The sequence below is a fragment of the Exiguobacterium sp. E17S genome, from assembly GCF_057772545.1.
Genome location: NZ_JBYLRU010000001.1, coordinates 658,758 through 677,793, shown reverse-complemented (window position 1 = coordinate 677,793; position 19,036 = coordinate 658,758). Strand labels below are relative to the sequence as shown.

Genomic DNA, 19,036 nt, shown 5'->3' with positions numbered 1-19,036 from the left:
ATCCAACGATTCTTTTTAATCGTGTTCAATCATCTAAACGATCGAGATCGATGTCTTTCATTTTCCTAACCCGAATACTTTCCTCCTGACCGATTTGATCGGTCTCTTTCAAGCGGTGCTGAACGACGAGCAGCACTAGTACGATCGCAGAAATCACAGAAATCGTCGCATAGTACGGTTGCGCGACGCGCTCGAACTCTAACGCTGATAGCACCTGTAAGATCGTCAATCCCGCGAGCATCCCGTGGAAATACCGTTGATAGCTGCGCGGCATTCCTGGCTGCCCGAATGTCTCATACCAGACGTATAAGCCGAGTCCGAACGCAAGTCCGTTCAGGATCGGCGAAGGAAGAAGGAAGAGCAGAATGCCGAGACCGAGCATCAACCAGGCGTATCGGATCGCAGGCTTAAAGAAAGCAGGATCGAGCTGCGCTTCCTCTTCCTCGATGACGGGCGTTGCTTTCTCCGCTTCAGTCAACGGTCGAAAACCAAGGGCTTCTTTCGCTTCCGCTAACTCAAGCATTCGTTTCTTCATCCCGAAATAAAACGGAAAACGTTCTTTGACGACCTCCCCTTCATCCGTTTGACCATCGGCTTGTTCTTGCACGGATACCTGATACAGCGTGCGCCCCATCCGGTAACTGACCCAGTAGTCGGTCGCTTGACCATTGTCGCGCTTGAGTTCAATCACCTTCGTTTGTTGATTCGTCATGATATGTGATTCCTTTCGTCGCAAGTTCCTGTAATTGCTCTGACGCATACAACAGGAGAATGAATCCTGAGATGAGACAGACCGCTCCGTTAATCGAGAGATTGATTGGTGATAAATAGTTTTTTGATGAGCCCGCTAACGCGAATAAGAAGAGTCCACCAGACCAAAAATAGAAGCGAGCACGTGCTGATTTTCCTTCGAAATCACGCGGCCAGAACAGAGTCAGAACAACGAATGTCACATATCCTGGAATCGGTAAGCTACCTGTCAGCGTCAGTAATCCACTGAACATGATCAATAAAGCGCTAAAAATACGCAACTTTATGATTCGTCGGTCGGCTCGAAAATCCATCGCTTCAGACAGAGCAAAAGGTGACCGGATGTATCCATTGTCTAATTTTTCACGAACCCACGTTTTTTTCTGACGATACGCGAGGAACGGATTTTTGAAAACAATCCGCTTCGTTGCGGACTCTTCATTCGTTTCCATCATATCCTCGCTATCGATTGCCTGCTCTTTTCGGGCAACTCCTTCCCGGCAAAATAAAGTGCGCCCCTCTTGGTGAAAGACGATGTGATGAACACGATCGCCGATTTGTTTTACTAATTGAATCATGATTTGTGCTCCTTTTATCTTACCTTCTACATTTTTATAGGTCTCACCATGCTGCGCTGACTACGTATAGTATGAACAGTCCACCTAAGACACAGACATAACCATAATGTCTGACGGTCAACGAACAAAATAAGATGACGCCAATTGACAAAATGATACTGAGTACGAATGAATCCACCGTGTCGACGCTATCCCCGTGTCCCGCTAGCGGTGTCTTTTTCGCATGCTTTGAGCGGATAAAATAGATGCCTAACGTCAACAAGAATATCCCGACACCAAGACCAAGAAACGGTACCACCATCGACGTCTCCTCCGACATATGTATTCTTTGAATATGTTTGTTACATGAAGTTATTATACAACTATTAATTACGATATTTTTCTTTATTAAGTTTCATTGAAATTTTTCCTATGTCTAGTCTGCATTTATGATGTTTGGCGTATGATTTTTTCTCTCATATCTCGATTTTTCACAAAAGGAGTGCAGAACTATGTACGCTTCCATCGCACCAGTCTGCACTCCTATTTCGCATGATGTATCTACTTTTCTTATTTAAGATTTTTTTCCGAAAAATAGGGTCATGGACCTGTACCACAAGAGACCGCATACTTTTCTTCACTCACCTTCTTCGAATAACAGACAAAAGGAGTTCCGCCTGTTTCACTTTTCCAATGGTACCAAAACATATGGTAACGCTCCGCTTGTGGATCTTGTTCCGTAATGATTGCAAAGTAACTTTGATAGAAATATCCTTCTTTATAGAGTTCATGTCTTAAAGCACCTCTCGGCGAAGCATCCGTAAACAGAACCGGTGATAGGATTGGCATGAGTAGTACGATGATGGCTAGCGTTCCGAAACAGATCAGGACTATTTTCTTTCTATTCTTTTTCTTAGAATTCGATTTACCCATCTTTTTCAACCTTTCCTTTTTGGTTTTTTTTGTTATATAGTAACATTATCTATACAACAGAAAGAGGTTTTGATATTGAAGAAAACTATTTTATTATCACTCTCTTTAGGTGTACTTCTATCTTCTGGTTTTTTGATCAGTAACGCAATAGCGACTTCTAATATTTCACAGGAAAAATCTGAAAGCGCGATTTCAAAGGAGCAAGCCTACACTTTTTTCACGAACGTCCTGGAGCAACAAAAAGCGGATTTTTTAAACAATACGCCGTTAGCACACACCAATCAATCGAGATTATCTTCACGCGACGAGGCTGTATTAATTTTTCTATCTAGTACAAAAGTGGATAAACAACAGCTACATTCATTTAGTTATAAGATTTCTAACGTAAAAGTGTACTCTGAAAATCAACGAAATTATGCTGAAGCTTATGTAACACGAACTTTCAACTTCGGAAGTGGGCTTGAAACGGGTTTAGGTGATACATTAGTGCTTGAAATCCAATCAAGTCCAGATGATTTAAATGGATCATCTCCCACCATTTCCTCGAGTAAATCAACGAGTGAAGTAAATGAGAAGGTCTCTGTTGATGAATTTTTAGAGAAGTATGAAGCAGAGGCAACAAAATAAAATCACGTACAGCTACGTCTAAGAAAAACTACATTGGATATTTTGCTAACGTCCTGCTTTACAACACGAGTAATGCTCAGTACTAGTTGATATAGTCATACGAGTTCACTTCTTTTGAATAAAGTACAACTTATGCTATATTTCGTTTTGGTAATTCTTTTAACGAAGGAATCAGTCTTTGTATTTTAATTTTATGGATGAAGGAGTTATCGTGTTGAGTAAATTTAGCATCCCTGTCGAAGCTGCTTTAAAAGTAATCGGCGGGAAATGGAAAGTCGTCATCTTGTGCCACTTGTTTAAAGATAAGTACCGGACGAGTGAGTTAAAACGTCTCATGCCGAATGTCTCTCAAAAAATGCTGGTCCAGCAATTAAGAGAATTAGAACAGGACGGTGTCATTCGACGGGTCCTCTATCACCAAGCTCCACCTAAGGTCGAATATGAGTTAACGGACTATGGACGATCGTTAAAATCGACCATGGATGTCTTATGTGACTGGGGAGAGCAGCATCTCCAAAATGAACACTTGAAGAATAGCTGTTAATGTTTCCGTACTTCCCTAAACAGCCCTGCATTTTCGAATGCAGGGCTGTTTGCTGTTTGATTTTTTTTTACTTCCCTCGTCCCTGTGATTTAGGAAAAGTCACTTTTTGGTGACTATGGAACTTTAAAGTGCCGTCTTCTTATTTCTGATTGCTCCCGATATGATGATGTCACACAGACAGCATGATTTTTTTGCTGTAATTTTGATAAAGGAGCTAGATGAATATGAAAATCTCTACAGTACGGTTAAACAATGGCGTGGACATGCCACAAGTCGGATATGGCGTATTTCGTGTCGAGGACGGTGCGGATCTCGAGCAAGCGGTCGTGACTGCAATTCGTGAAGGCTATCGCAGCATCGATACTGCAGCCATCTATGGTAACGAACAAAGTGTCGGCAGAGGCATTGCGAAAGCTATCGAAGAAGGACTCGTAACACGCGAAGAACTATTCGTGACATCAAAAGTCTGGAATGCACATGGATCATATGAAGAAACACTTGCTGCTTACGCAGAATCCTTAGAAAAAATGCAGTTGGAGTACCTTGATCTCTACTTGATCCATTGGCCAGGGAAAGCCAAGTATCAAGCTCCTTGGAAAGCACTTGAAGAGTTGGTTCAAACGGACAAGCTCCGCGCGATTGGTGTGAGTAATTTTCAAATCCATCATCTCGAAGACTTACTGCAACATGCATCCATCATACCTGTCGTCAATCAAATCGAACTCCATCCGAAGCTAACTCAGTCAGAGTTGCGTCAATTCTGCAGTGAACATGGGATTCAAATTGAAGCCTGGTCACCGCTCATGAATGCGGAACTTCTAGAAAATGAGGTCATTCAGGAGCTCGCTACACAATACAAAAAATCAGCTGCTCAAATCATTCTACGATGGGATATTCAGCAGGGCATCATCACGATTCCTAAGTCCATGACGCCTTCACGGATGCAAGAAAATCTGCGCATCACTGATTTCGAAATCCTTCCAGAAGATATGGAACGATTAAACCAATTAAATGAAAATCTTCGGAGTGGACCGGATCCAGATACGTTTGACTTCTGATTGCTCTTAATAGTCTTATTTCAAGTTCGAGGATGTAGTAGAAAAAATCAATCGGACGGAGAAAGTTTATTATTCGGGTCTATAAAATAGAAGCACACATCTCTTTTACGATGTGTGCTTCTTTGCAATCATAACTAGATTACGTAAGTGAATAGATTAGTTAGATACATCACCAGGCCAATGAATAGCAATCTCATCAAAAGAAGTTGTACTCTCCTCAATTCCTTCCATATCACTCGTATCTAATACTTGAATGTCCTCATGCGATAAGGTAATAGCTTGAGATGGATTCTCTATTTTCAAGTGATATAGTGTTTCTAGGAGCAACAGCTGTCGTTCCGTGAGTTCGTAGTACTCTTCCCAATATGCCAGTCCAGCTTCGTAACCCGATGCCTGTATTTCTAATAGATTTGATCCCCGATCCATCATTTCTTCGTATTGATGACTAGAAAAAGATTGACGATCACCTCCCCACAAGACAGTAGTGACGATCGGGAGAACGACTCCTTTAATATCATCTAATAGATATTGAAAAGTATCATCTACAGCCATTTTTTGTACTTTTTCTGGAGCTTCGATTAGCAAGTCATTCGCTTCTATAGTCTCTTCAAAAAATTCTTCGTTTCGAAAAGCCGCCACAAAAAAATCCGGTCCAAATGATACTGTTCCTCTACAGCCTTGACCATCATTCGTACTGTAATGATCACCATCCCACGAATGCTCATAAGCAAAATCGGGGTTGTTTGCGACAAAGATAGCATGAGCGATTGAAGCGAGTATACAGCCCTGCCATATGGTTTGACGATTCCATCCTGAATCCATGATTTGATTCTTATTCATTCATACCTCCTGTTTTTAAAACAGTTATGGAAATTCTTCTAATTCACTTGAGGAGTTCAAGCATCCACTAGATGATTTACTGTCATTGTGCGATATATCAAAACTTTAGTTAAACTTCTTTCTACCCTTCTGATGATCGTTATTCTCGATTTTTTGGAGTTCTTTCACCCAATCACGGATATCTTCCTCACAGTGCAGATATTCGGTAGGGCTATTGAGTAAGTCCATGCCATACACTGTAGTTAAGCCTTGAAAAACTAAAATATCGTAATCTGTAGTCTCCCATCCTTCTTTATTTTCTAAAACCATCATCCATTTATAAGCCCAATCAGACACTTCTTCTCTAGAAAGTTTATTTTCTAAAACCAATTCTAATTTCGATATGATGTCAGGTATACGAGGCGTCTTCATTTGATCCTCCATTATTCTCTAAACCTCTAGGATTTTCTATCAGATCGTGTATGATCGATGTTCTATCTTTCAAATAGCTATCAATAACCATCTACACGAGTGGTTTACGGTTAAAATCTACTAACTCATCTGTCTCGAACAAAAGATCTTCGAATCGATCTGCTCCATACTTTTCAATATATTTCTCCTCAGATTCAAAAATCGGTACGAACCAGACTGGCAATACGGTATCTGGCTCATTCCCAACATTAGAATCTGTTTCAAATAGGAAGAAGGATTCATCAAAGTACACAGGACTTGTAACATAAACAGAGGAGAACTGATACTTTTCAAATATTCCTTCAGGGAGTGGATAATACTCTGCTGCATTAAATGCATGTCCTGTTCTCATAGCGTACTCAGCCAATTGCCAGAATAAATAAATGATCTCGTCCTGAACGTCTGGTTGTTCCGCTGATATCATTATTTCTTGATGCATCAGTGAATCATCTTCCGTTTGGAGTGGATGAAAAAGTAATCCAAGGGATGCAATCGTATAGGTTTCCTTAAATGGTGCATCTTTGAATTTCAAGATTTGGACGTTCTTTTGTTCAAGTTCCTCGATTGGAAATGCTTCCGTGAATTCTCCGCAATGCTGTTCTAAATGATCAAGATAATTCATTAAATCAACCTCCGTTTGAGTATCGTTTTAATACTTCTAAACCAATCTGTGATTCCAACATAAATAGTCATTTCAAATTGTTATTGATTTCTTTTAATCGTTCTTCGTATTTGTAAACAGCAGCTATATCCCCACTTGAACCATATGGATTTACGACTGCTTTAGCCTCTTTTTCATCCACAAAAATTTTCTCTCCCCATAAGCCTTTCGTGATGAAATACTCTTCATCATTCGATTCTAAAGTGTCAAATAACAACGGAGTTGAAAATGTTCCTTCTTCTCGATGGCGTCTTCCAAGTACAATCCATTCCCGATTTTTTATACCATAGTAACCCGTTCTAATGACTATACAAGGTTCAGGATTTTTTTTATCTAACTCATGAAGTGAAAGAATTCTTTCTGTTCTAAGATTATAGTATTGGATGTAATCCATAGACTCTAGTTTTCCAGTCTCATGGTTCTCATCTTTAGAGATTCTCATTTCTGCATATCCATACCCTCCAAGTCGAGGTAAAGGAATCGCATAGACAACTCCTGATGATAAATTCCATCGCAAAGGTTTCTTTTTCATACGAATCGAGACGCTTGAAATCACTTGTTGTTCATCTTTCCGTGTACTCAATAAGCTATTTAGTCCATGTTCGAGCAGGTAACACCACTCTTCAACAGAAAATTCGTGATCCATCTTCTTTTCGAATTCTTGAAGTGTATTTCTCAATTGATTTACATACAGTTCTAATTGCTCTTTATTCTCCAATGGGTTGTTCCTCATCATCTTATAATGTGTTTCTAAAGTCATTCAACTCTTTCAATTGATCTTCGAATTCGTATACAGCTGCTCGATCACCCCACGTTCCTGAGGGATTGATTACCGCTCGTGCCTTTTCCTCTTCCACAAACACTCTTTCTCCGTAAATACCTCGAGTAATGTAGTAGTATTCTTCATCAGAATCTAAGCTAGGTATACTACCAAATAGTAATGGCGTCTCAAACGTTTCTTCCCGATGCCTTTTTCCGATCGTTTTCCATTCCCCTTCTCTTATTCCCTGTTGTCCTGTATCCATGATGATACAAGTCTCAGGCTTTTTTTGATCTAACTCGTAAAGGGAAAGAATCGTTTCTGTTCTAAGGTTGTAGTATTGAACGTATTTCATAGAATTTATTTCTCCACTCTCAAAGTTTTTATCTTTTGAGACTCTCATTTCTGCATATCCGTATCCTCCTAGTCGGGGTAACGGAATCGCATAGACAATTCCTGATGATAGGTTCCAACGTACAGGCTTTTTTTGGGTTCGAATGGAAAGGGTAGAAATATCCTTTTCCTCATCTTCTCGTGTACTCAAAAGGCTATCCAATGCATGCTCCAGCAGGTACCGCCATTCCTCAATCAAAAATTCGTGACCCTCTCTCTTTTCGAATTCTTGAAGTGTACTTCTCAATTGATTTACATACAATTCTAATTGCTCTTTATTTTTCAATGTTTTGTATCCCGTTAACTTATTATGAATTCTTAAAATCATTCATTATTTTTAATCGTTCTTCATATTTGTATACAGCAGATAAATCACCACAGGTTGCAGAAGGATTTATCACCTCTCGTGCCTTTTCTTCTTCCACAAACATTCTTTCTCCATTGATACCTCGAGTAACATAGTAGTTTTCCCCATCAGAATTTAAACTAGGTACACTACCAAATAGTAATGGCGTCTCAAACGTTTCTTCCCGATGCCGTTTTCCAAGTACGATCCATTCTCCTTCTGTAATCCCGTAATACCCCGTATCTATGATGATACAAGTCTCAGGATTCTTTTGGTCTAACTCCTGGAGTGAAAAAATCGAGTCTGTCTTGAGATTATAATATTGGATGTAATCCATAGGCTCTATCTTTCCAGTCTCATGATTCTCATCTTGCGAAATTCTCATCTCTGCATATCCGTATCCTCCAAGTCGAGGTAACGGAATGGCATAGACAACTCCTGATGATAGCTTCCAACGAGTAGGCCTTTTTTTCGTTCGAATGGAGAGCTTTGAAATCATTTGCTGTGTGTCTTCACGTGTGCTCAAAAGACTATTTAATCCGTTCTCCAGAAGGTACCGCCATTCCTCAATCGAAAATTTGCGTTCCATCTTCTTTTCGAATTCATAAAGTGTATTTCTTAATTGATTTACATGCTGCTCTAATTGTTCGGTCGATTCCATCGTTTTTTATCCTCCTGATTCATTACTCTAAACATTGTTACTTGATTAGCAGCATCTTTACTTTTAATTGCTCCGTTCATATTCAAAAATCGCCCACGGCAGCCATAAGACTGCTTCTGTCGCCTCGCCTAATTCATTACAATAATCTGAGTAACGATCCGCTTCTTCGAACGTATGGATTAAACCATGGATGTTAAGTGAGAAGTTAAAATGGTGACTGAAATCGCGTTCCAGTCCATTACACAAATACGAATGAAATGATCCCGAATCAAATCCTAGCACTTCGTACCCGATTTTTTTGGAACCTTCCATGTCAGGTCTGAGATGTTGTGATACCATTTTTTCTACTCCATAAGGCTCAGGATTTTTACTACTAAAAGCCGCTATATCTTCAAGAAAATCCACTTTATACTGCTCAGGCAAACCGAGGCTGATGATGCGTATGTCAGGAAGTTGATTCAAAAAACGATCTACGAACGTTTGCGCAACATTTAAGTTAGAGAACACTTGAGGAAACAACATATCTCCTGTCTTCCGCTGTTCTTCTATCCATTGTTCGAGTAACTGAAAGGTGGTAAGTGAGAGACCGAGTTGTTCCATATAACGGTCTTTCTTTACTTCCACGTTTCCCCATAAGATACTGATGTCAGGATAGTGTGTACAGATGCATTCACTTACGGATAGAACGGACTCAGGAACAACAGCCTTGTCCATGTATTCTTTTCGAGGAGTTAGCAGAATAAGATAATATCCCGCAGATAGGTAGCTCATAAATTGGCTCCTTTTTATGTAAAATGAATTCAATGAGTGTATGTAATGGATTTGATTCGCTAAATTGAGTAGAAAGGAAATGAAAACATGGATAAAGAACAAGAAAGAGTGCTCGTCCAATCATTTTTTGTCAATCGCGTTCAAGAGCGCGTTCTACATGAATTGTTCACGCCAAAAAAACGAGATATGGCGCTTCAGCGGTTAGATCACCGGTATTTAAGCATGCTGAAGAATGATTATTTGATTGAAATCAAACCACCTAATTCATGGCCAGACGATACGTATGATTTGTTGAAACAATATGGTGCACCGGATACGTGCTATTGTCTATCAGAAAACGAGCTGATTAGCGGGAAAACGTTACCTCTCCGTGAAGCACTCGAACACGCCATCGGCTTTGGATTCGCCTCGATCATTTCTTGTATTCCAGGCGAACTAGCGTATTTCGAAGCGGAGCAATCTTTCGGTCCACCACCTCGCTATTTGTTGAAGAAACCAAGCAATCGTTAATCTTCATCCTTGCATGCTTGGTTTCTAACAACTACGTCACGTGGTTGTACGCCAAAATTTGCTGAATGCATATCATCATCCTCATGTTCCTCTTAGTCTGCTTCGTATATGCCCTCTCTGAAGTCATACACTTGACTCCATATCTTGATCTTAGTGCCATTGATCGTCACCGTATCCTTCGTCCACTTCACTTCTTTTATTTCGCGACAAGGATACTCCCAGTACATTCTGCGCTTTTCTCCGTCCTTGTTCTCCATAATGCCGAGCATCGCATAATCCACCGTCGCGCCACCATTCGCGCGGTAAAAGCGAATCGTGTGCGCCTGATCGGGCGAGCTACTTTTTGAGATATACTCTTCTTTTGGTACAACATTGATATCAACCAAGAAAAATAGTCGGTAGATCGTCCACACGACATATATCGAAAGACTTACACCTGCTATGATTCCCATTATCTTCAGCTTTTTTCTCACTTTTCAAAACTCCAATTTTTATATATTCTTCAACATTCAATCAATCAGTCGCCCCAAAAACAAACCAACGTATTCTGATAGACGGACGCGATGCACATCTGCTTCAATAATTCTAAAAATTGATGTAGTTCCATGATTCGTTTATCTGACTGATGCATCATCCACGGCTCATTCGCATAATGATTCGCTTGATTCATCATCCACGCTTCCTTAGGTGTGCAATAGCGTTGAATAAGCAGCTCGCAAATTCCAATCAACTCGTTCACTTCTCTTGCTAAGAACAACTTATCGCCGTAAGGATCGAGATCAATCAAGAGGTCACAGCGATTGGAGGTACTTGCGAATTCTTCTCTTAAAAAACGTTGGACGTGACTCGGAAATGGTAGAATCTCTTTTTCGTTTTCTGGCACTTCTTTTAAACTCGTACTAATCCCAAACATGATCGTCCTCCCTTATATCACCCGTCCGGATGTCATTCATAATAGTCAATGCCATCTCCTTTAGGAAGAAACGATTTTACCTTCTCTTCAGTATCAAAACAGGCTTCATTTGAAAACAGATAATAGCCCATGAAATCATGCTCCATTGTGATGAACGACATCTCTTCCGTCGCACGAATGACGGGAGCGATACGTTCTTTTTTGAAAAACCACCCTTTGACTATTTTCCGTTCAAACGTCAGGAGATTCGTAAACGATAGGAAATAAAAATCGTTTACTGCCGCATACCAATACGTTTCGTCCAGCAGACGCTCAAGTTCGCTCGCATCGTTCACTTGAACGCTATAAAAAAGACTGCTCTTATCTGGTTGAATCTTTGTGTAGAACAGATTTTCCTTCTGAAAAAACGGTTCCACTTCTTCATTGGTAAAACCACCACCGAACGTGACGAATATTGGAAAGCGATTCAGACGCGTCAAAAAATGCTTCAGTACTTCATTGGAGTCATGTTGATAGTCTCGTTTCTCGTCATTCGGAAGACATCCCATCGAATAAATCGACTTAATAGCACCCGGTGGATCAATATCGAGATAGCGGTCTTTGATCACTTTTGCATGATTCGTATGTTCTTCGAGATCGATGTATAACATGAAAATCCCTCCACGTATTCTGCTTGATCCATCTACATCATCCAACTAAATCGAGTTGCTGGTTTCATCAATAGAATTCAATGGTACCGTCGTCTGGAAAGATGGCTTTCACCTTGTCCTCGGTATTAAAACAGGGTTCATTCGAAAACAGATAATAGCCCATGAAATCATGTTCCATCGTGATGAACGACATCTCTTTCGTCACATGAATGACGGGAACGATACGTTCTTTTTTGAAAAACCATCCTTTGACCATTCTCCGCTCAAACGTCAGGAGATTCGTAAACGATATAAAGAAGTCTTCGTTCACAGCCCCATACCAATAGGTCTCATCTAGCAACAACTCAAGTTCGGTCGCGTCATGCACTTGAACGCTATAGTATAGGTTCTTGTTTGGTCGAACCTTTTTATACGATAGATTATGCTTTTGAAAAAACGGCTCGACCTCCTCATCCGTAAATCCTCCACCGAACGTGACGAAAATCGGGAACCGATTGAGACGCGTCAAAAATTGTTTCAAGACTCGATTTGAATCGCCTTGATAGTCGCTTTCAGTGTCATCCGGTAGACAACCCATCGAATAGATGAAGTCGATACGTTCTGGTCGATCAACGTACAAGTATCTGTCTTTGAACACTTGTGCATGATCCATATGCTTCTCAAAATAGACATCCAACACGTTCCCTCTCCCCTCATAATCTCTCCATTACCGCTCGATTTCATCCTCTGGAAACAGTGCTTCTATTTTTTCTAATGCATCGAAATCTGTTTCATTCGAGAAGATCAGAATATTCTCGAAATCAAACCCGATTTTAAAAAATGTCGTTGGTTTCGTCATATCGATTACTGATACTACTCTCTCTTTTTTGATCAACCACCGTCTTACTCTCCTCGTTTCAAACTTCAATAAATCAGTGAAAGCAATCAAATAGTAGCCATTGTAGTTAGCCATTGTAATTGACTGCGTGAGTACCTGAAATAAGTCTTCTGGGCAATTCACTTCGACGGTCATATATCTTTCACGCTTAGTGATTAGGATCTCTGTATACGATAATTGTTTGTGCTTAAGCGTAGACAGCAAATCTTCTTTTTCTAAATCCGTCAGTTCATGGAATCCAAAGGAGAGATAGATTGGAAAACGATTCAACCGTGTGAATAATTGGGTTAACACTTCTTCGTCCGAAATGACTTCATCTTCCTTTGAGTCATCATTATAATATTCGAATGAAAAAATGGATTCGATTCGGTCTTGTCCCTTTAGTGTCAGATGATATTCTTTAATCGTCTTCGCATGATTTTGATGTTCTTCAATGTAAATCTGCACGTTAATCTCCTCACTTTCTCTGGATTGTCACGGTCTTCATCAGGATTCTCTATCAACGGATGTTACACTATAAGTATGCTCTCTCCTAGCGTTCGACAACGAGACATACATAATCCAACTTAGAGGTGATTCCAATGAAAAAACTTCTGCCTTGCGCCATCTGTGGCGAACGCCACGACGAACTCCCGACTGAATATGAAACACTCGGACCGGTCTACTACGAACAAATGTCTGAGAAAGAGCAAGAAACGAAAAGCGAGATGCATGATACGTGGTGTGTCTTAGAACTGGACGGTCCGCATTATTTCGTGAAGGGCATTCTTGAACTCCCGATTGCTGGACAAGACGAACCCTTCTGGTGGATTGCATGGGTGAGCCTGAGTCCTGATAACTTCGCTCGCTTCATCGAGAAAAAACGTTCTCGGATTGAGGAGGCGATGTTCGGCTGGTTTTCAAGCGATCTACCCGCTTACCCGGATACCGTCAACTTAAAAGTGATGGTCCATGATGAAGGAACCGGTCAACTTCCTTTCTTTGAACTCGAGCCGACGGATCATCCTTTGTCGATCGAATTCTATTCCGAAATGACGCTTGCTCAGGTCCATGCCATCGCAGACATCGTCTATGCACAAGAGTGAACCAAATAAACTGAAGCCGCTGTGGAGCAGCGGCTTTTTAGTTTTCACTCTGTTTCGTGATCAAAATATGCGTTCTTTCAGGAATCTCGATGTCTTCTAACTGATCAAGTGCCAATGATAACTTCATACTTTTCACTTGCGGATCGGATTCTTCCCCAATCCAACAGGTATACAATTCAAACGATTCACCCTCGTCTAAGAACTCGTTCATGAGCGTAAACAAATAACGCAGCTTTTCTTTCGATTCCAGTGCAATTTCGGAATCAAAAGGTTCAACGATCTCGATGCCCCAGTGACTCGAAATTTCATATACATACCATTTATGAAAATGCTTCGTTTTTACTTCATACAGACAGTCTTCATCCGCAAAACAGGGACCGATATATAAAGGAACAGTTTCATCTTTTTCATCTAAATTGAGATACTGTTCAGGAATTTGTCTCTCCATACAAATATATGATGCTAAGCTCATTGTGCTTCCTCCTTATGTATGATGTTTCCATCGTTAGTTGAAAAACGTCTTTCGATCGTCCATTTTCCCAAAATGCGCGATCTTTCCATTCGTACAAAAGTGATCGAGCATGCCAAATCGATTTGTTGCATCGCGGGTCACGATGAAGTTATAGGGCATCAATAACGAGAATTCAGACATGAAGTCCTCAAGCGTTTGCCGTGCGGGTCCTGCATCTTTCGAAAATAATCCTGACGTCACTTCCTTTCGATTCAGCAAATGCAATACATGTTCTTCAAATACCGCTTGCCAATTGGAATCGCGCAACGTCATCACGTGAATCGAATCATCATTTTCTAAAACATCCCGACCACAAAAAACGACCTCGACCGGAAACGTGACATGCGGTAAGACCGCATCAAAAAAGTTCTCATATTCTGTCCCTGCGTCATCGAGCTCTTCATATGCGACTCCATACATCGAGACACAATCGTTCGTGACCCGGACGATTCCTTGTCCTTGTTTTTGGATGATAAGCGTCACTTCTGCTTCAGTCGCCATTTCCTGCTGTTCGATGACAAGATGTTCGAGAAACCTTTTAAGCTGCGAATCGTCGGTCATGATCATGTAAAATCGGACCGTCCAATCCGAAAAATCGTCGATGTGTGGATTCTGCTTGAGTGGTCGGTCCAGTAACTTTACTTCAACCGGATACGAATGCTGATTCACTTGAAGACGGACGAGTTCTTTCCAATCGTCGTGTGGTAGCAGTTCTCGGAACACATCAATCCAGTCGTTTCGTTGAAAGGTCATTTTCATCTTACTCACCCTCTTCGGATTTCATTCGAAAAAATCTTTGTTCTTTGGAACGCAGTAATTAGATCTTCTCCAAACATTGTGATGCTACCCTCCCACGGGTGACCGAGGTACCCCCAGCGAAAATCACGGGCGATGAAAAAGGAGTAATCGCCATCTGGAACTGCTGGAACCATCCAGTCTCCTTCTTCATTTCGAAGAAACGGGCGCCTTGGGTCGATCCAGTATCCTTGATGATTCCAATCGAGTGCCATGACGCGTTCCCCTTCAACGGTCAGCTCGGTCAGAATACGCTTTAACGTTTGCTCGATTTTTTCACGTTTCTCATAATCCACTTCGTATGTAATGAACGGACTTGGGGCATGGTATGAGGGGAAAACTGTCGTACTGGGTGCGAATTGAAATTGTTGATCAATGACGTGCCATATCTTCTCGTCCTCCGCTTGCGTCATCGGAATCCAGCTCCATGGTTTACTTTCACCAATCAAATCGAACGTCGCTCCTTGAGGATATAGAACGGTGTACGCTGCTCCTTCTTGTACTGCAATTTTTGGTTCGTCTTGTACATCGCGTGCTTTCGTCTCTTCAAAAATTAGTGCAATGGCTGCCTCGACATCAAGGACATGGTAAAAGATATTCGTCGTACCGCTACCGATATCTCCCCCTTCACAGTAGCCGTTCCCCGTATGAAGCAAACCATCATTGATTACTTCTTCCATCATGTAACGTCGCTCGAGCGCTGTTTCTTCCTGATCCTTTTCATAAGAAAACTGGACGATTAATTCCCGGTAATCTGTCTCGTTCAGCTCGCGATAGCCTTGACGTTCAAACTTCTCGACCAACTGCAATATCTGTACACCTAATCGTTTGAAGCGCGAGACACGCATCTGTCTTACGTCTTCCGCTCTCACCCACGCTCCAACGATTCCTTGATGTTGAACGATGAGGCGTCCCTCCGTATAGATTGTTTGGTAAAGCGTACCGGAGTCGCCTTGTTTTGTCAGTTGGATCATGAGTGGTTTCGCTCCTTCCATCACAATGCGTTCAAGTCATGATCTTCTATGTATCCTAAAAACGTATCTTGCAATGCGCCATCTGTCTCTACGGTCTCGACCGGATCTCCTGCTTCGTCGACTCGGACAAGTGCCAGTTTCGCTTCAAGCGCAGATCCATTTAGTCCTGAACTCCCATCGATGATGCCAAATACATGCGAAACCGTATCGATGATCGTCTGTTCCATCATCTGTCTCATCCGTTTTTGATCCGCTTCGCTCGACTGCTGGTAAAACGCGATACAGGCAGTATAGGCATTAACACTTGGATCGACTTCTTCTTCATAGATGTCCTTATAATCTGCCATACCGTCCTGAACGACCGTCCGATGGACCGCTTGAACAAACTCTTCCATCTCTTGATTCATGATTTTTCTCTCCTTTTATCAAAACTTCGTAGTTCATAGCTCTCACCTTAAACGCTTATCGTTTACATCCGTTCGTCTAAACAGTGTCTTATTCTGACCATACCGACAAACGAGTCCGAGGATCATTATCATCTGTCACCCATTCGATTCCGGTATATCCACGTCTCACGGCGTTCTCATAAAATGCTTCGGATACGTGCTGCTCCTTACAATAGATATCGACGTACGTGCAGTCATACACCAAAATCGCGATGTGACAATTGCTTTTCTGAAACCACTCATACGTCATTCCTACTTCTTCAGTCTGACCACTTTGAAATGCAAACAATTCAGCAAAGATCAAGTAATTGCTTGGTCCCCTTAGCCATTTCGCTAATTCATGTCCTGTCGCTTTCTGATCGATTAAAAACTCTTCTAAACTGTCATACAAGTCCCCGTCCATGGTTTGGATCGGAAAATCAAAGTTACGAAGAAACCAGTCATACGCTTTCATCTCGATCGCACTTAGTATATCGAGCATGACACGTCCCGGTTCATTCAGAATTTCAAACGATACGCCACGCAGACTCATCGAATTCCTTCTTTCTACATTGTTATAAGAAGGCTGCCGTATAAAAACACTGTAGTTCCTGTTCTTCACTCGAACTTCCCCACGTGCAGACGGCATAACCTTGTGCGGTTAGTGTCGTGACCATCTCGACGACTGGTAAATTCCCACTTTCTGTTAAGCCGATATCGAGTACCTGATCAAGTAGCTCCTGACAGTGTGGCGGTCGATCATGATTCGCACAAATAATGATATACATAGCTGGAGAATCACTAACCATCTCGATAGCTGTTGTGAGCTGTTCGATACCAAATTCAGCAATCCCAACGTAGTACGGTTCTTTGCCCACTTGAACCGGTACTTCCATTCGGGAGGTGAAGCCATCGAGCGTCTCTTCTCGTTCAAGTAGACGCCACAGCTTGTAGTAATCAAAGATTCTTTTGGAATGGAACTTATTTCCGACACACACTACTACATAAAAGCGATACGTGCTTAGCGCATGCTTTTTCGCTAGCTCATCACGGAACATCTCACTACTGATTTGTTTGAACTGGACGATATCTTCTGGAAACAAAAGCATCTCACCGACCACACATAGACAGCGAATTGATGAACTCGCATCCGTAAGCCAAGGGTAGACTCGTGTCGCATCGCTATGCTCTTCAAGATACGTTTTCATGAAGTATCTCCTTTTTCATTCCCATTGACACGTTACGCTTTGATTGGTTTCAAATCGTAGATGTACGAGTTCATTTGTTTTGAGATTAGACAGTTTCAGCGAACTTTGAGCTTCATTCGTATAAGGCCATTCGAATCTGACACCTTCGATTTTCTTCAGTAAAAAATATGCCCAGTGCCGATTGTATTCATTCTCGGACAGGACATCCCATAACGCATCCTCACAATGATTCCCCTCGTAGACACATAATTTCATGACCGTGTTCTCTGCTATCACGTGTAACCCCGCGAATACGGAAGGGTTCGGAATTCGCGATTTTTGAATGACTAAGGTATAGCCCTCTTTCAGAAGGCGATCTAATTGTTCGCGGCTATCCGGAAGCTCCTCTTCGATGACGGAAGCCGGAAGTTCTCTGATGCGGATTGGCAATCCCACCTCATATTCAAAGGGATCTTCGAGTGCGAGTAAGTCTTCACGGGAATAGATTATTTTCATGAGATCATCCTCACATTCTTTTATGGAGTGCCTTCAGATTACACGCGCGCCATGCATCACGGACGATATCTTGGAAAGTCGTTGCCTTCGGTTTGAGTTTTAACGTTCTATAATCGAAGCAATAGACGGCTTCGTCTGGACGCTCTTTCAATACCGCATAGTATTCGTCCTGTTTAAACGACGAGCCAAAAAAGAAATACTTGTCACGGAGTGCATCGAACTCGGTTAACGCGTATTCATCGAGACTGTCCGAGAGATTATATTGAATCTCATGCGATAATCCGTTCCAACTCGTCAACGGAATACCGTTTAAGTTCAACTCTTCGGAAAAACGCACACCATTACAGACTCGCAAAATCTCTTTATACCACTCCGGAATCGCAAAATGATCGGTCTCGAATGCTTGGATGCGGGCTTCTGGACAAGGACTCTCCACGGACACTCGGTAGCTTTGAATTTTTGGTAAGCGATCATACAAACGAAGCTCGTGACTTACCTTTTGCCCCTCGATTGGAATACTGTAATTTAGTTTTTTGTGGTCTTTTCCATAGAATCTCTCCATAGAAGCTATCACATTCGCCAGAAACCTATCATCAGCTCCTGATGGACTTCTTTCTTTCTTGATGATTGGCATTTCAACGTCTTCTAGTGACACGTCTTCCTCGTCATCGTGTTCTTCAAAAGCCTCATGTTCCCCGAGGACGATTACGATCCCTGTCACGTCACCGTCTTCTCGTCGGACAAGGACTTCATAGTGTCCGTCCCCCATTAACTGAACGGCGACACCGAACGGAAACAGGAAGATTTCGCCTTCCATCATTTCATCTGAAATTGCGATATAGAACGGGTCGATTTCTTCATCAAACTCTAGCGTATTTCGAATCTCCCAATCGATGGCTTCCCGTCTCCCGTAATCCGCTGTGTTCATGACGACGAGCTGCGCTGAATCGACGACGACTAGATCGGATAACGGCTCGAAATCGGATGGATCCATCTTCGTTTCTTCATTCATTGTTAGGTAAAGCAAATTGATTGATTCGAACTCATCTTCGTCATAGAAGACCATCCAAATCGAACCTTGTTCAACTGGAATTGTCACGTTGTATTCTACATCCGGCTCAAGGAAAGCCGGATCCGAGACAATCAGATTCCCTTTATGACTTGTAAACGTGCCAAGTTTTTTCATGTTAAATACCTCTTTCTTAAATATAACGGAGAGGACATTTCTAACCTGCTAATGTC

At 41.7% G+C, this 19,036-nt stretch carries 29 protein-coding genes; 5 read left to right on the top strand and 24 right to left on the bottom strand.

Annotated features, from left to right (window positions below; translation table 11 throughout):
* Nucleotides 1-25: 25 nt before the first annotated feature.
* The 4 genes from AC3B4V_RS03535 to AC3B4V_RS03520 all read right to left on the bottom strand — a co-directional run bounded on the left by AC3B4V_RS03535 (nucleotide 26) and on the right by AC3B4V_RS03520 (nucleotide 2,240).
* Nucleotides 26-712, bottom strand: coding sequence for a hypothetical protein (locus AC3B4V_RS03535; protein ID WP_214804777.1), 687 nt, complete (start codon nucleotides 710-712; stop codon nucleotides 26-28).
* Nucleotides 684-1,328 (bottom strand): hypothetical protein, encoded by a 645-nt coding sequence (locus AC3B4V_RS03530; RefSeq protein ID WP_215084354.1) that lies wholly within the window; start codon nucleotides 1,326-1,328, stop codon nucleotides 684-686. Before AC3B4V_RS03530 ends, AC3B4V_RS03535 begins: the two co-directional genes overlap by 29 nt.
* 43 nt (nucleotides 1,329-1,371) lie before the next feature.
* On the bottom strand, nucleotides 1,372-1,629 hold the full coding sequence (locus AC3B4V_RS03525) for a hypothetical protein (protein ID WP_023468074.1): 258 nt from the start codon (nucleotides 1,627-1,629) through the stop codon (nucleotides 1,372-1,374).
* Between the two features lie 278 nt (nucleotides 1,630-1,907).
* Nucleotides 1,908-2,240 (bottom strand): hypothetical protein, encoded by a 333-nt coding sequence (locus tag AC3B4V_RS03520; RefSeq protein ID WP_023468073.1) that lies wholly within the window; start codon nucleotides 2,238-2,240, stop codon nucleotides 1,908-1,910.
* Nucleotides 2,241-2,315: 75 nt separating this feature from the next.
* Between AC3B4V_RS03520 and AC3B4V_RS03515 the strand changes: the two genes are divergently transcribed.
* From AC3B4V_RS03515 to AC3B4V_RS03505, 3 genes are all read left to right on the top strand, one after another.
* Nucleotides 2,316-2,867, top strand: coding sequence for a hypothetical protein (locus tag AC3B4V_RS03515; RefSeq protein ID WP_215084356.1), 552 nt, complete (start codon nucleotides 2,316-2,318; stop codon nucleotides 2,865-2,867).
* A 214-nt stretch (nucleotides 2,868-3,081) separates the two neighbouring features.
* Complete coding sequence (locus AC3B4V_RS03510) at nucleotides 3,082-3,411, top strand: winged helix-turn-helix transcriptional regulator (protein WP_064300010.1); 330 nt, start codon at nucleotides 3,082-3,084, stop codon at nucleotides 3,409-3,411.
* A 218-nt stretch (nucleotides 3,412-3,629) separates the two neighbouring features.
* Nucleotides 3,630-4,469 carry an aldo/keto reductase gene (locus AC3B4V_RS03505; RefSeq protein WP_488377780.1) on the top strand — a complete coding sequence of 280 codons (840 nt, stop codon included), beginning with the start codon at nucleotides 3,630-3,632 and terminating at the stop codon, nucleotides 4,467-4,469.
* A 156-nt stretch (nucleotides 4,470-4,625) separates the two neighbouring features.
* Here the strand turns inward: AC3B4V_RS03505 and AC3B4V_RS03500 are convergent, their stop codons facing one another.
* From AC3B4V_RS03500 to AC3B4V_RS03470, 7 genes are all read right to left on the bottom strand, one after another.
* The gene (locus AC3B4V_RS03500; RefSeq protein WP_488377779.1) at nucleotides 4,626-5,309 is read right to left on the bottom strand and encodes a hypothetical protein; all 684 of its coding nucleotides are present in this window, start codon (nucleotides 5,307-5,309) and stop codon (nucleotides 4,626-4,628) included.
* Between the two features lie 105 nt (nucleotides 5,310-5,414).
* The gene (locus AC3B4V_RS03495) at nucleotides 5,415-5,732 is read right to left on the bottom strand and encodes a hypothetical protein (RefSeq protein ID WP_488377778.1); all 318 of its coding nucleotides are present in this window, start codon (nucleotides 5,730-5,732) and stop codon (nucleotides 5,415-5,417) included.
* 79 nt (nucleotides 5,733-5,811) lie between these two features.
* Nucleotides 5,812-6,381, bottom strand: a complete 570-nt coding sequence (locus AC3B4V_RS03490; RefSeq protein ID WP_488377777.1) for a suppressor of fused domain protein — start codon at nucleotides 6,379-6,381, stop codon at nucleotides 5,812-5,814.
* Nucleotides 6,382-6,448: 67 nt separating this feature from the next.
* Nucleotides 6,449-7,138, bottom strand: coding sequence for a hypothetical protein (locus tag AC3B4V_RS03485; protein WP_488377776.1), 690 nt, complete (start codon nucleotides 7,136-7,138; stop codon nucleotides 6,449-6,451).
* Nucleotides 7,139-7,157: 19 nt separating this feature from the next.
* Complete coding sequence (locus tag AC3B4V_RS03480; protein WP_488377775.1) at nucleotides 7,158-7,901, bottom strand: hypothetical protein; 744 nt, start codon at nucleotides 7,899-7,901, stop codon at nucleotides 7,158-7,160.
* Nucleotides 7,882-8,580: a hypothetical protein gene (locus AC3B4V_RS03475; RefSeq protein WP_488377774.1), complete on the bottom strand. Its 699-nt coding sequence runs from the start codon at nucleotides 8,578-8,580 to the stop codon at nucleotides 7,882-7,884. Before AC3B4V_RS03475 ends, AC3B4V_RS03480 begins: the two co-directional genes overlap by 20 nt.
* 63 nt (nucleotides 8,581-8,643) lie before the next feature.
* Nucleotides 8,644-9,351: a hypothetical protein gene (locus tag AC3B4V_RS03470; RefSeq protein ID WP_488377773.1), complete on the bottom strand. Its 708-nt coding sequence runs from the start codon at nucleotides 9,349-9,351 to the stop codon at nucleotides 8,644-8,646.
* 87 nt (nucleotides 9,352-9,438) lie between these two features.
* Here AC3B4V_RS03470 and AC3B4V_RS03465 point away from each other — a divergent pair, with 87 nt between their 5' ends.
* Nucleotides 9,439-9,861, top strand: coding sequence for a hypothetical protein (locus tag AC3B4V_RS03465; protein ID WP_488377772.1), 423 nt, complete (start codon nucleotides 9,439-9,441; stop codon nucleotides 9,859-9,861).
* Nucleotides 9,862-9,953: 92 nt separating this feature from the next.
* Here the strand turns inward: AC3B4V_RS03465 and AC3B4V_RS03460 are convergent, their stop codons facing one another.
* From AC3B4V_RS03460 to AC3B4V_RS03440, 5 genes are all read right to left on the bottom strand, one after another.
* Nucleotides 9,954-10,334: a DUF5412 family protein gene (locus tag AC3B4V_RS03460; protein ID WP_488377771.1), complete on the bottom strand. Its 381-nt coding sequence runs from the start codon at nucleotides 10,332-10,334 to the stop codon at nucleotides 9,954-9,956.
* Between the two features lie 44 nt (nucleotides 10,335-10,378).
* Nucleotides 10,379-10,774 carry a hypothetical protein gene (locus tag AC3B4V_RS03455; protein ID WP_488377770.1) on the bottom strand — a complete coding sequence of 132 codons (396 nt, stop codon included), beginning with the start codon at nucleotides 10,772-10,774 and terminating at the stop codon, nucleotides 10,379-10,381.
* 32 nt (nucleotides 10,775-10,806) lie between these two features.
* Nucleotides 10,807-11,424: a hypothetical protein gene (locus AC3B4V_RS03450; RefSeq protein ID WP_488377769.1), complete on the bottom strand. Its 618-nt coding sequence runs from the start codon at nucleotides 11,422-11,424 to the stop codon at nucleotides 10,807-10,809.
* Nucleotides 11,425-11,491: 67 nt separating this feature from the next.
* Nucleotides 11,492-12,103, bottom strand: a complete 612-nt coding sequence (locus tag AC3B4V_RS03445; RefSeq protein WP_215147843.1) for a hypothetical protein — start codon at nucleotides 12,101-12,103, stop codon at nucleotides 11,492-11,494.
* Between the two features lie 27 nt (nucleotides 12,104-12,130).
* Nucleotides 12,131-12,748: a hypothetical protein gene (locus AC3B4V_RS03440; RefSeq protein WP_215147844.1), complete on the bottom strand. Its 618-nt coding sequence runs from the start codon at nucleotides 12,746-12,748 to the stop codon at nucleotides 12,131-12,133.
* Nucleotides 12,749-12,882: 134 nt separating this feature from the next.
* On the opposite strand from AC3B4V_RS03440, the gene AC3B4V_RS03435 reads away from it, so the two are divergent.
* Nucleotides 12,883-13,386, top strand: a complete 504-nt coding sequence (locus AC3B4V_RS03435) for a DUF2199 domain-containing protein (RefSeq protein WP_488377768.1) — start codon at nucleotides 12,883-12,885, stop codon at nucleotides 13,384-13,386.
* A gap of 37 nt (nucleotides 13,387-13,423) precedes the next feature.
* On the opposite strand, the gene AC3B4V_RS03430 is transcribed toward AC3B4V_RS03435, so the two are convergent.
* The 8 genes from AC3B4V_RS03430 to AC3B4V_RS03395 form a co-directional block, all read right to left on the bottom strand.
* Nucleotides 13,424-13,834 (bottom strand): hypothetical protein, encoded by a 411-nt coding sequence (locus tag AC3B4V_RS03430; protein WP_244290126.1) that lies wholly within the window; start codon nucleotides 13,832-13,834, stop codon nucleotides 13,424-13,426.
* 57 nt (nucleotides 13,835-13,891) lie between these two features.
* Entirely contained in the window at nucleotides 13,892-14,656 is a 765-nt protein-coding gene (locus AC3B4V_RS03425; protein ID WP_488377767.1) for a hypothetical protein, read from the bottom strand.
* Between the two features lie 5 nt (nucleotides 14,657-14,661).
* Nucleotides 14,662-15,666, bottom strand: coding sequence for a DUF2716 domain-containing protein (locus AC3B4V_RS03420; protein ID WP_488377766.1), 1,005 nt, complete (start codon nucleotides 15,664-15,666; stop codon nucleotides 14,662-14,664).
* Between the two features lie 20 nt (nucleotides 15,667-15,686).
* On the bottom strand, nucleotides 15,687-16,073 hold the full coding sequence (locus AC3B4V_RS03415; protein ID WP_488377765.1) for a hypothetical protein: 387 nt from the start codon (nucleotides 16,071-16,073) through the stop codon (nucleotides 15,687-15,689).
* A gap of 88 nt (nucleotides 16,074-16,161) precedes the next feature.
* Complete coding sequence (locus tag AC3B4V_RS03410) at nucleotides 16,162-16,644, bottom strand: DUF2691 family protein (protein WP_488377764.1); 483 nt, start codon at nucleotides 16,642-16,644, stop codon at nucleotides 16,162-16,164.
* 22 nt (nucleotides 16,645-16,666) lie between these two features.
* Nucleotides 16,667-17,299, bottom strand: coding sequence for a hypothetical protein (locus AC3B4V_RS03405; RefSeq protein WP_488377763.1), 633 nt, complete (start codon nucleotides 17,297-17,299; stop codon nucleotides 16,667-16,669).
* Nucleotides 17,300-17,314: 15 nt separating this feature from the next.
* Nucleotides 17,315-17,794 carry a hypothetical protein gene (locus AC3B4V_RS03400; RefSeq protein WP_488377762.1) on the bottom strand — a complete coding sequence of 160 codons (480 nt, stop codon included), beginning with the start codon at nucleotides 17,792-17,794 and terminating at the stop codon, nucleotides 17,315-17,317.
* Nucleotides 17,795-17,804: 10 nt separating this feature from the next.
* Nucleotides 17,805-18,980: an SMI1/KNR4 family protein gene (locus AC3B4V_RS03395; RefSeq protein ID WP_488377761.1), complete on the bottom strand. Its 1,176-nt coding sequence runs from the start codon at nucleotides 18,978-18,980 to the stop codon at nucleotides 17,805-17,807.
* Nucleotides 18,981-19,036: the final 56 nt, after the last annotated feature.

Excerpts from the sequence above, each read along its gene's own strand:
- AC3B4V_RS03395 (WP_488377761.1), bottom strand. The coding sequence starts at position 18,980 with ATGAAAAAACTTGGCACGTTTACAAGTCATAAAGGGAATCTGATTGTC.
- AC3B4V_RS03410 (WP_488377764.1), bottom strand. The coding sequence starts at position 16,644 with ATGAGTCTGCGTGGCGTATCGTTTGAAATTCTGAATGAACCGGGACGT.
- AC3B4V_RS03435 (WP_488377768.1), top strand. The coding sequence starts at position 12,883 with ATGAAAAAACTTCTGCCTTGCGCCATCTGTGGCGAACGCCACGACGAA.
- AC3B4V_RS03465 (WP_488377772.1), top strand. The coding sequence starts at position 9,439 with ATGGATAAAGAACAAGAAAGAGTGCTCGTCCAATCATTTTTTGTCAAT.
- AC3B4V_RS03430 (WP_244290126.1), bottom strand. The coding sequence starts at position 13,834 with ATGGAGAGACAAATTCCTGAACAGTATCTCAATTTAGATGAAAAAGAT.
- AC3B4V_RS03530 (WP_215084354.1), bottom strand. The coding sequence starts at position 1,328 with ATGATTCAATTAGTAAAACAAATCGGCGATCGTGTTCATCACATCGTC.
- AC3B4V_RS03405 (WP_488377763.1), bottom strand. The coding sequence starts at position 17,299 with ATGAAAACGTATCTTGAAGAGCATAGCGATGCGACACGAGTCTACCCT.
- AC3B4V_RS03480 (WP_488377775.1), bottom strand. The coding sequence starts at position 7,901 with ATGATTTTAAGAATTCATAATAAGTTAACGGGATACAAAACATTGAAA.
- AC3B4V_RS03505 (WP_488377780.1), top strand. The coding sequence starts at position 3,630 with ATGAATATGAAAATCTCTACAGTACGGTTAAACAATGGCGTGGACATG.
- AC3B4V_RS03535 (WP_214804777.1), bottom strand. The coding sequence starts at position 712 with ATGACGAATCAACAAACGAAGGTGATTGAACTCAAGCGCGACAATGGT.
- AC3B4V_RS03500 (WP_488377779.1), bottom strand. The coding sequence starts at position 5,309 with ATGAATAAGAATCAAATCATGGATTCAGGATGGAATCGTCAAACCATA.
- AC3B4V_RS03455 (WP_488377770.1), bottom strand. The coding sequence starts at position 10,774 with ATGTTTGGGATTAGTACGAGTTTAAAAGAAGTGCCAGAAAACGAAAAA.
- AC3B4V_RS03420 (WP_488377766.1), bottom strand. The coding sequence starts at position 15,666 with ATGATCCAACTGACAAAACAAGGCGACTCCGGTACGCTTTACCAAACA.
- AC3B4V_RS03415 (WP_488377765.1), bottom strand. The coding sequence starts at position 16,073 with ATGAATCAAGAGATGGAAGAGTTTGTTCAAGCGGTCCATCGGACGGTC.
- AC3B4V_RS03450 (WP_488377769.1), bottom strand. The coding sequence starts at position 11,424 with ATGTTATACATCGATCTCGAAGAACATACGAATCATGCAAAAGTGATC.
- AC3B4V_RS03475 (WP_488377774.1), bottom strand. The coding sequence starts at position 8,580 with ATGGAATCGACCGAACAATTAGAGCAGCATGTAAATCAATTAAGAAAT.
- AC3B4V_RS03525 (WP_023468074.1), bottom strand. The coding sequence starts at position 1,629 with ATGGTGGTACCGTTTCTTGGTCTTGGTGTCGGGATATTCTTGTTGACG.
- AC3B4V_RS03425 (WP_488377767.1), bottom strand. The coding sequence starts at position 14,656 with ATGAAAATGACCTTTCAACGAAACGACTGGATTGATGTGTTCCGAGAA.
- AC3B4V_RS03495 (WP_488377778.1), bottom strand. The coding sequence starts at position 5,732 with ATGGAGGATCAAATGAAGACGCCTCGTATACCTGACATCATATCGAAA.
- AC3B4V_RS03470 (WP_488377773.1), bottom strand. The coding sequence starts at position 9,351 with ATGAGCTACCTATCTGCGGGATATTATCTTATTCTGCTAACTCCTCGA.
- AC3B4V_RS03400 (WP_488377762.1), bottom strand. The coding sequence starts at position 17,794 with ATGAAAATAATCTATTCCCGTGAAGACTTACTCGCACTCGAAGATCCC.
- AC3B4V_RS03520 (WP_023468073.1), bottom strand. The coding sequence starts at position 2,240 with ATGGGTAAATCGAATTCTAAGAAAAAGAATAGAAAGAAAATAGTCCTG.
- AC3B4V_RS03490 (WP_488377777.1), bottom strand. The coding sequence starts at position 6,381 with ATGAATTATCTTGATCATTTAGAACAGCATTGCGGAGAATTCACGGAA.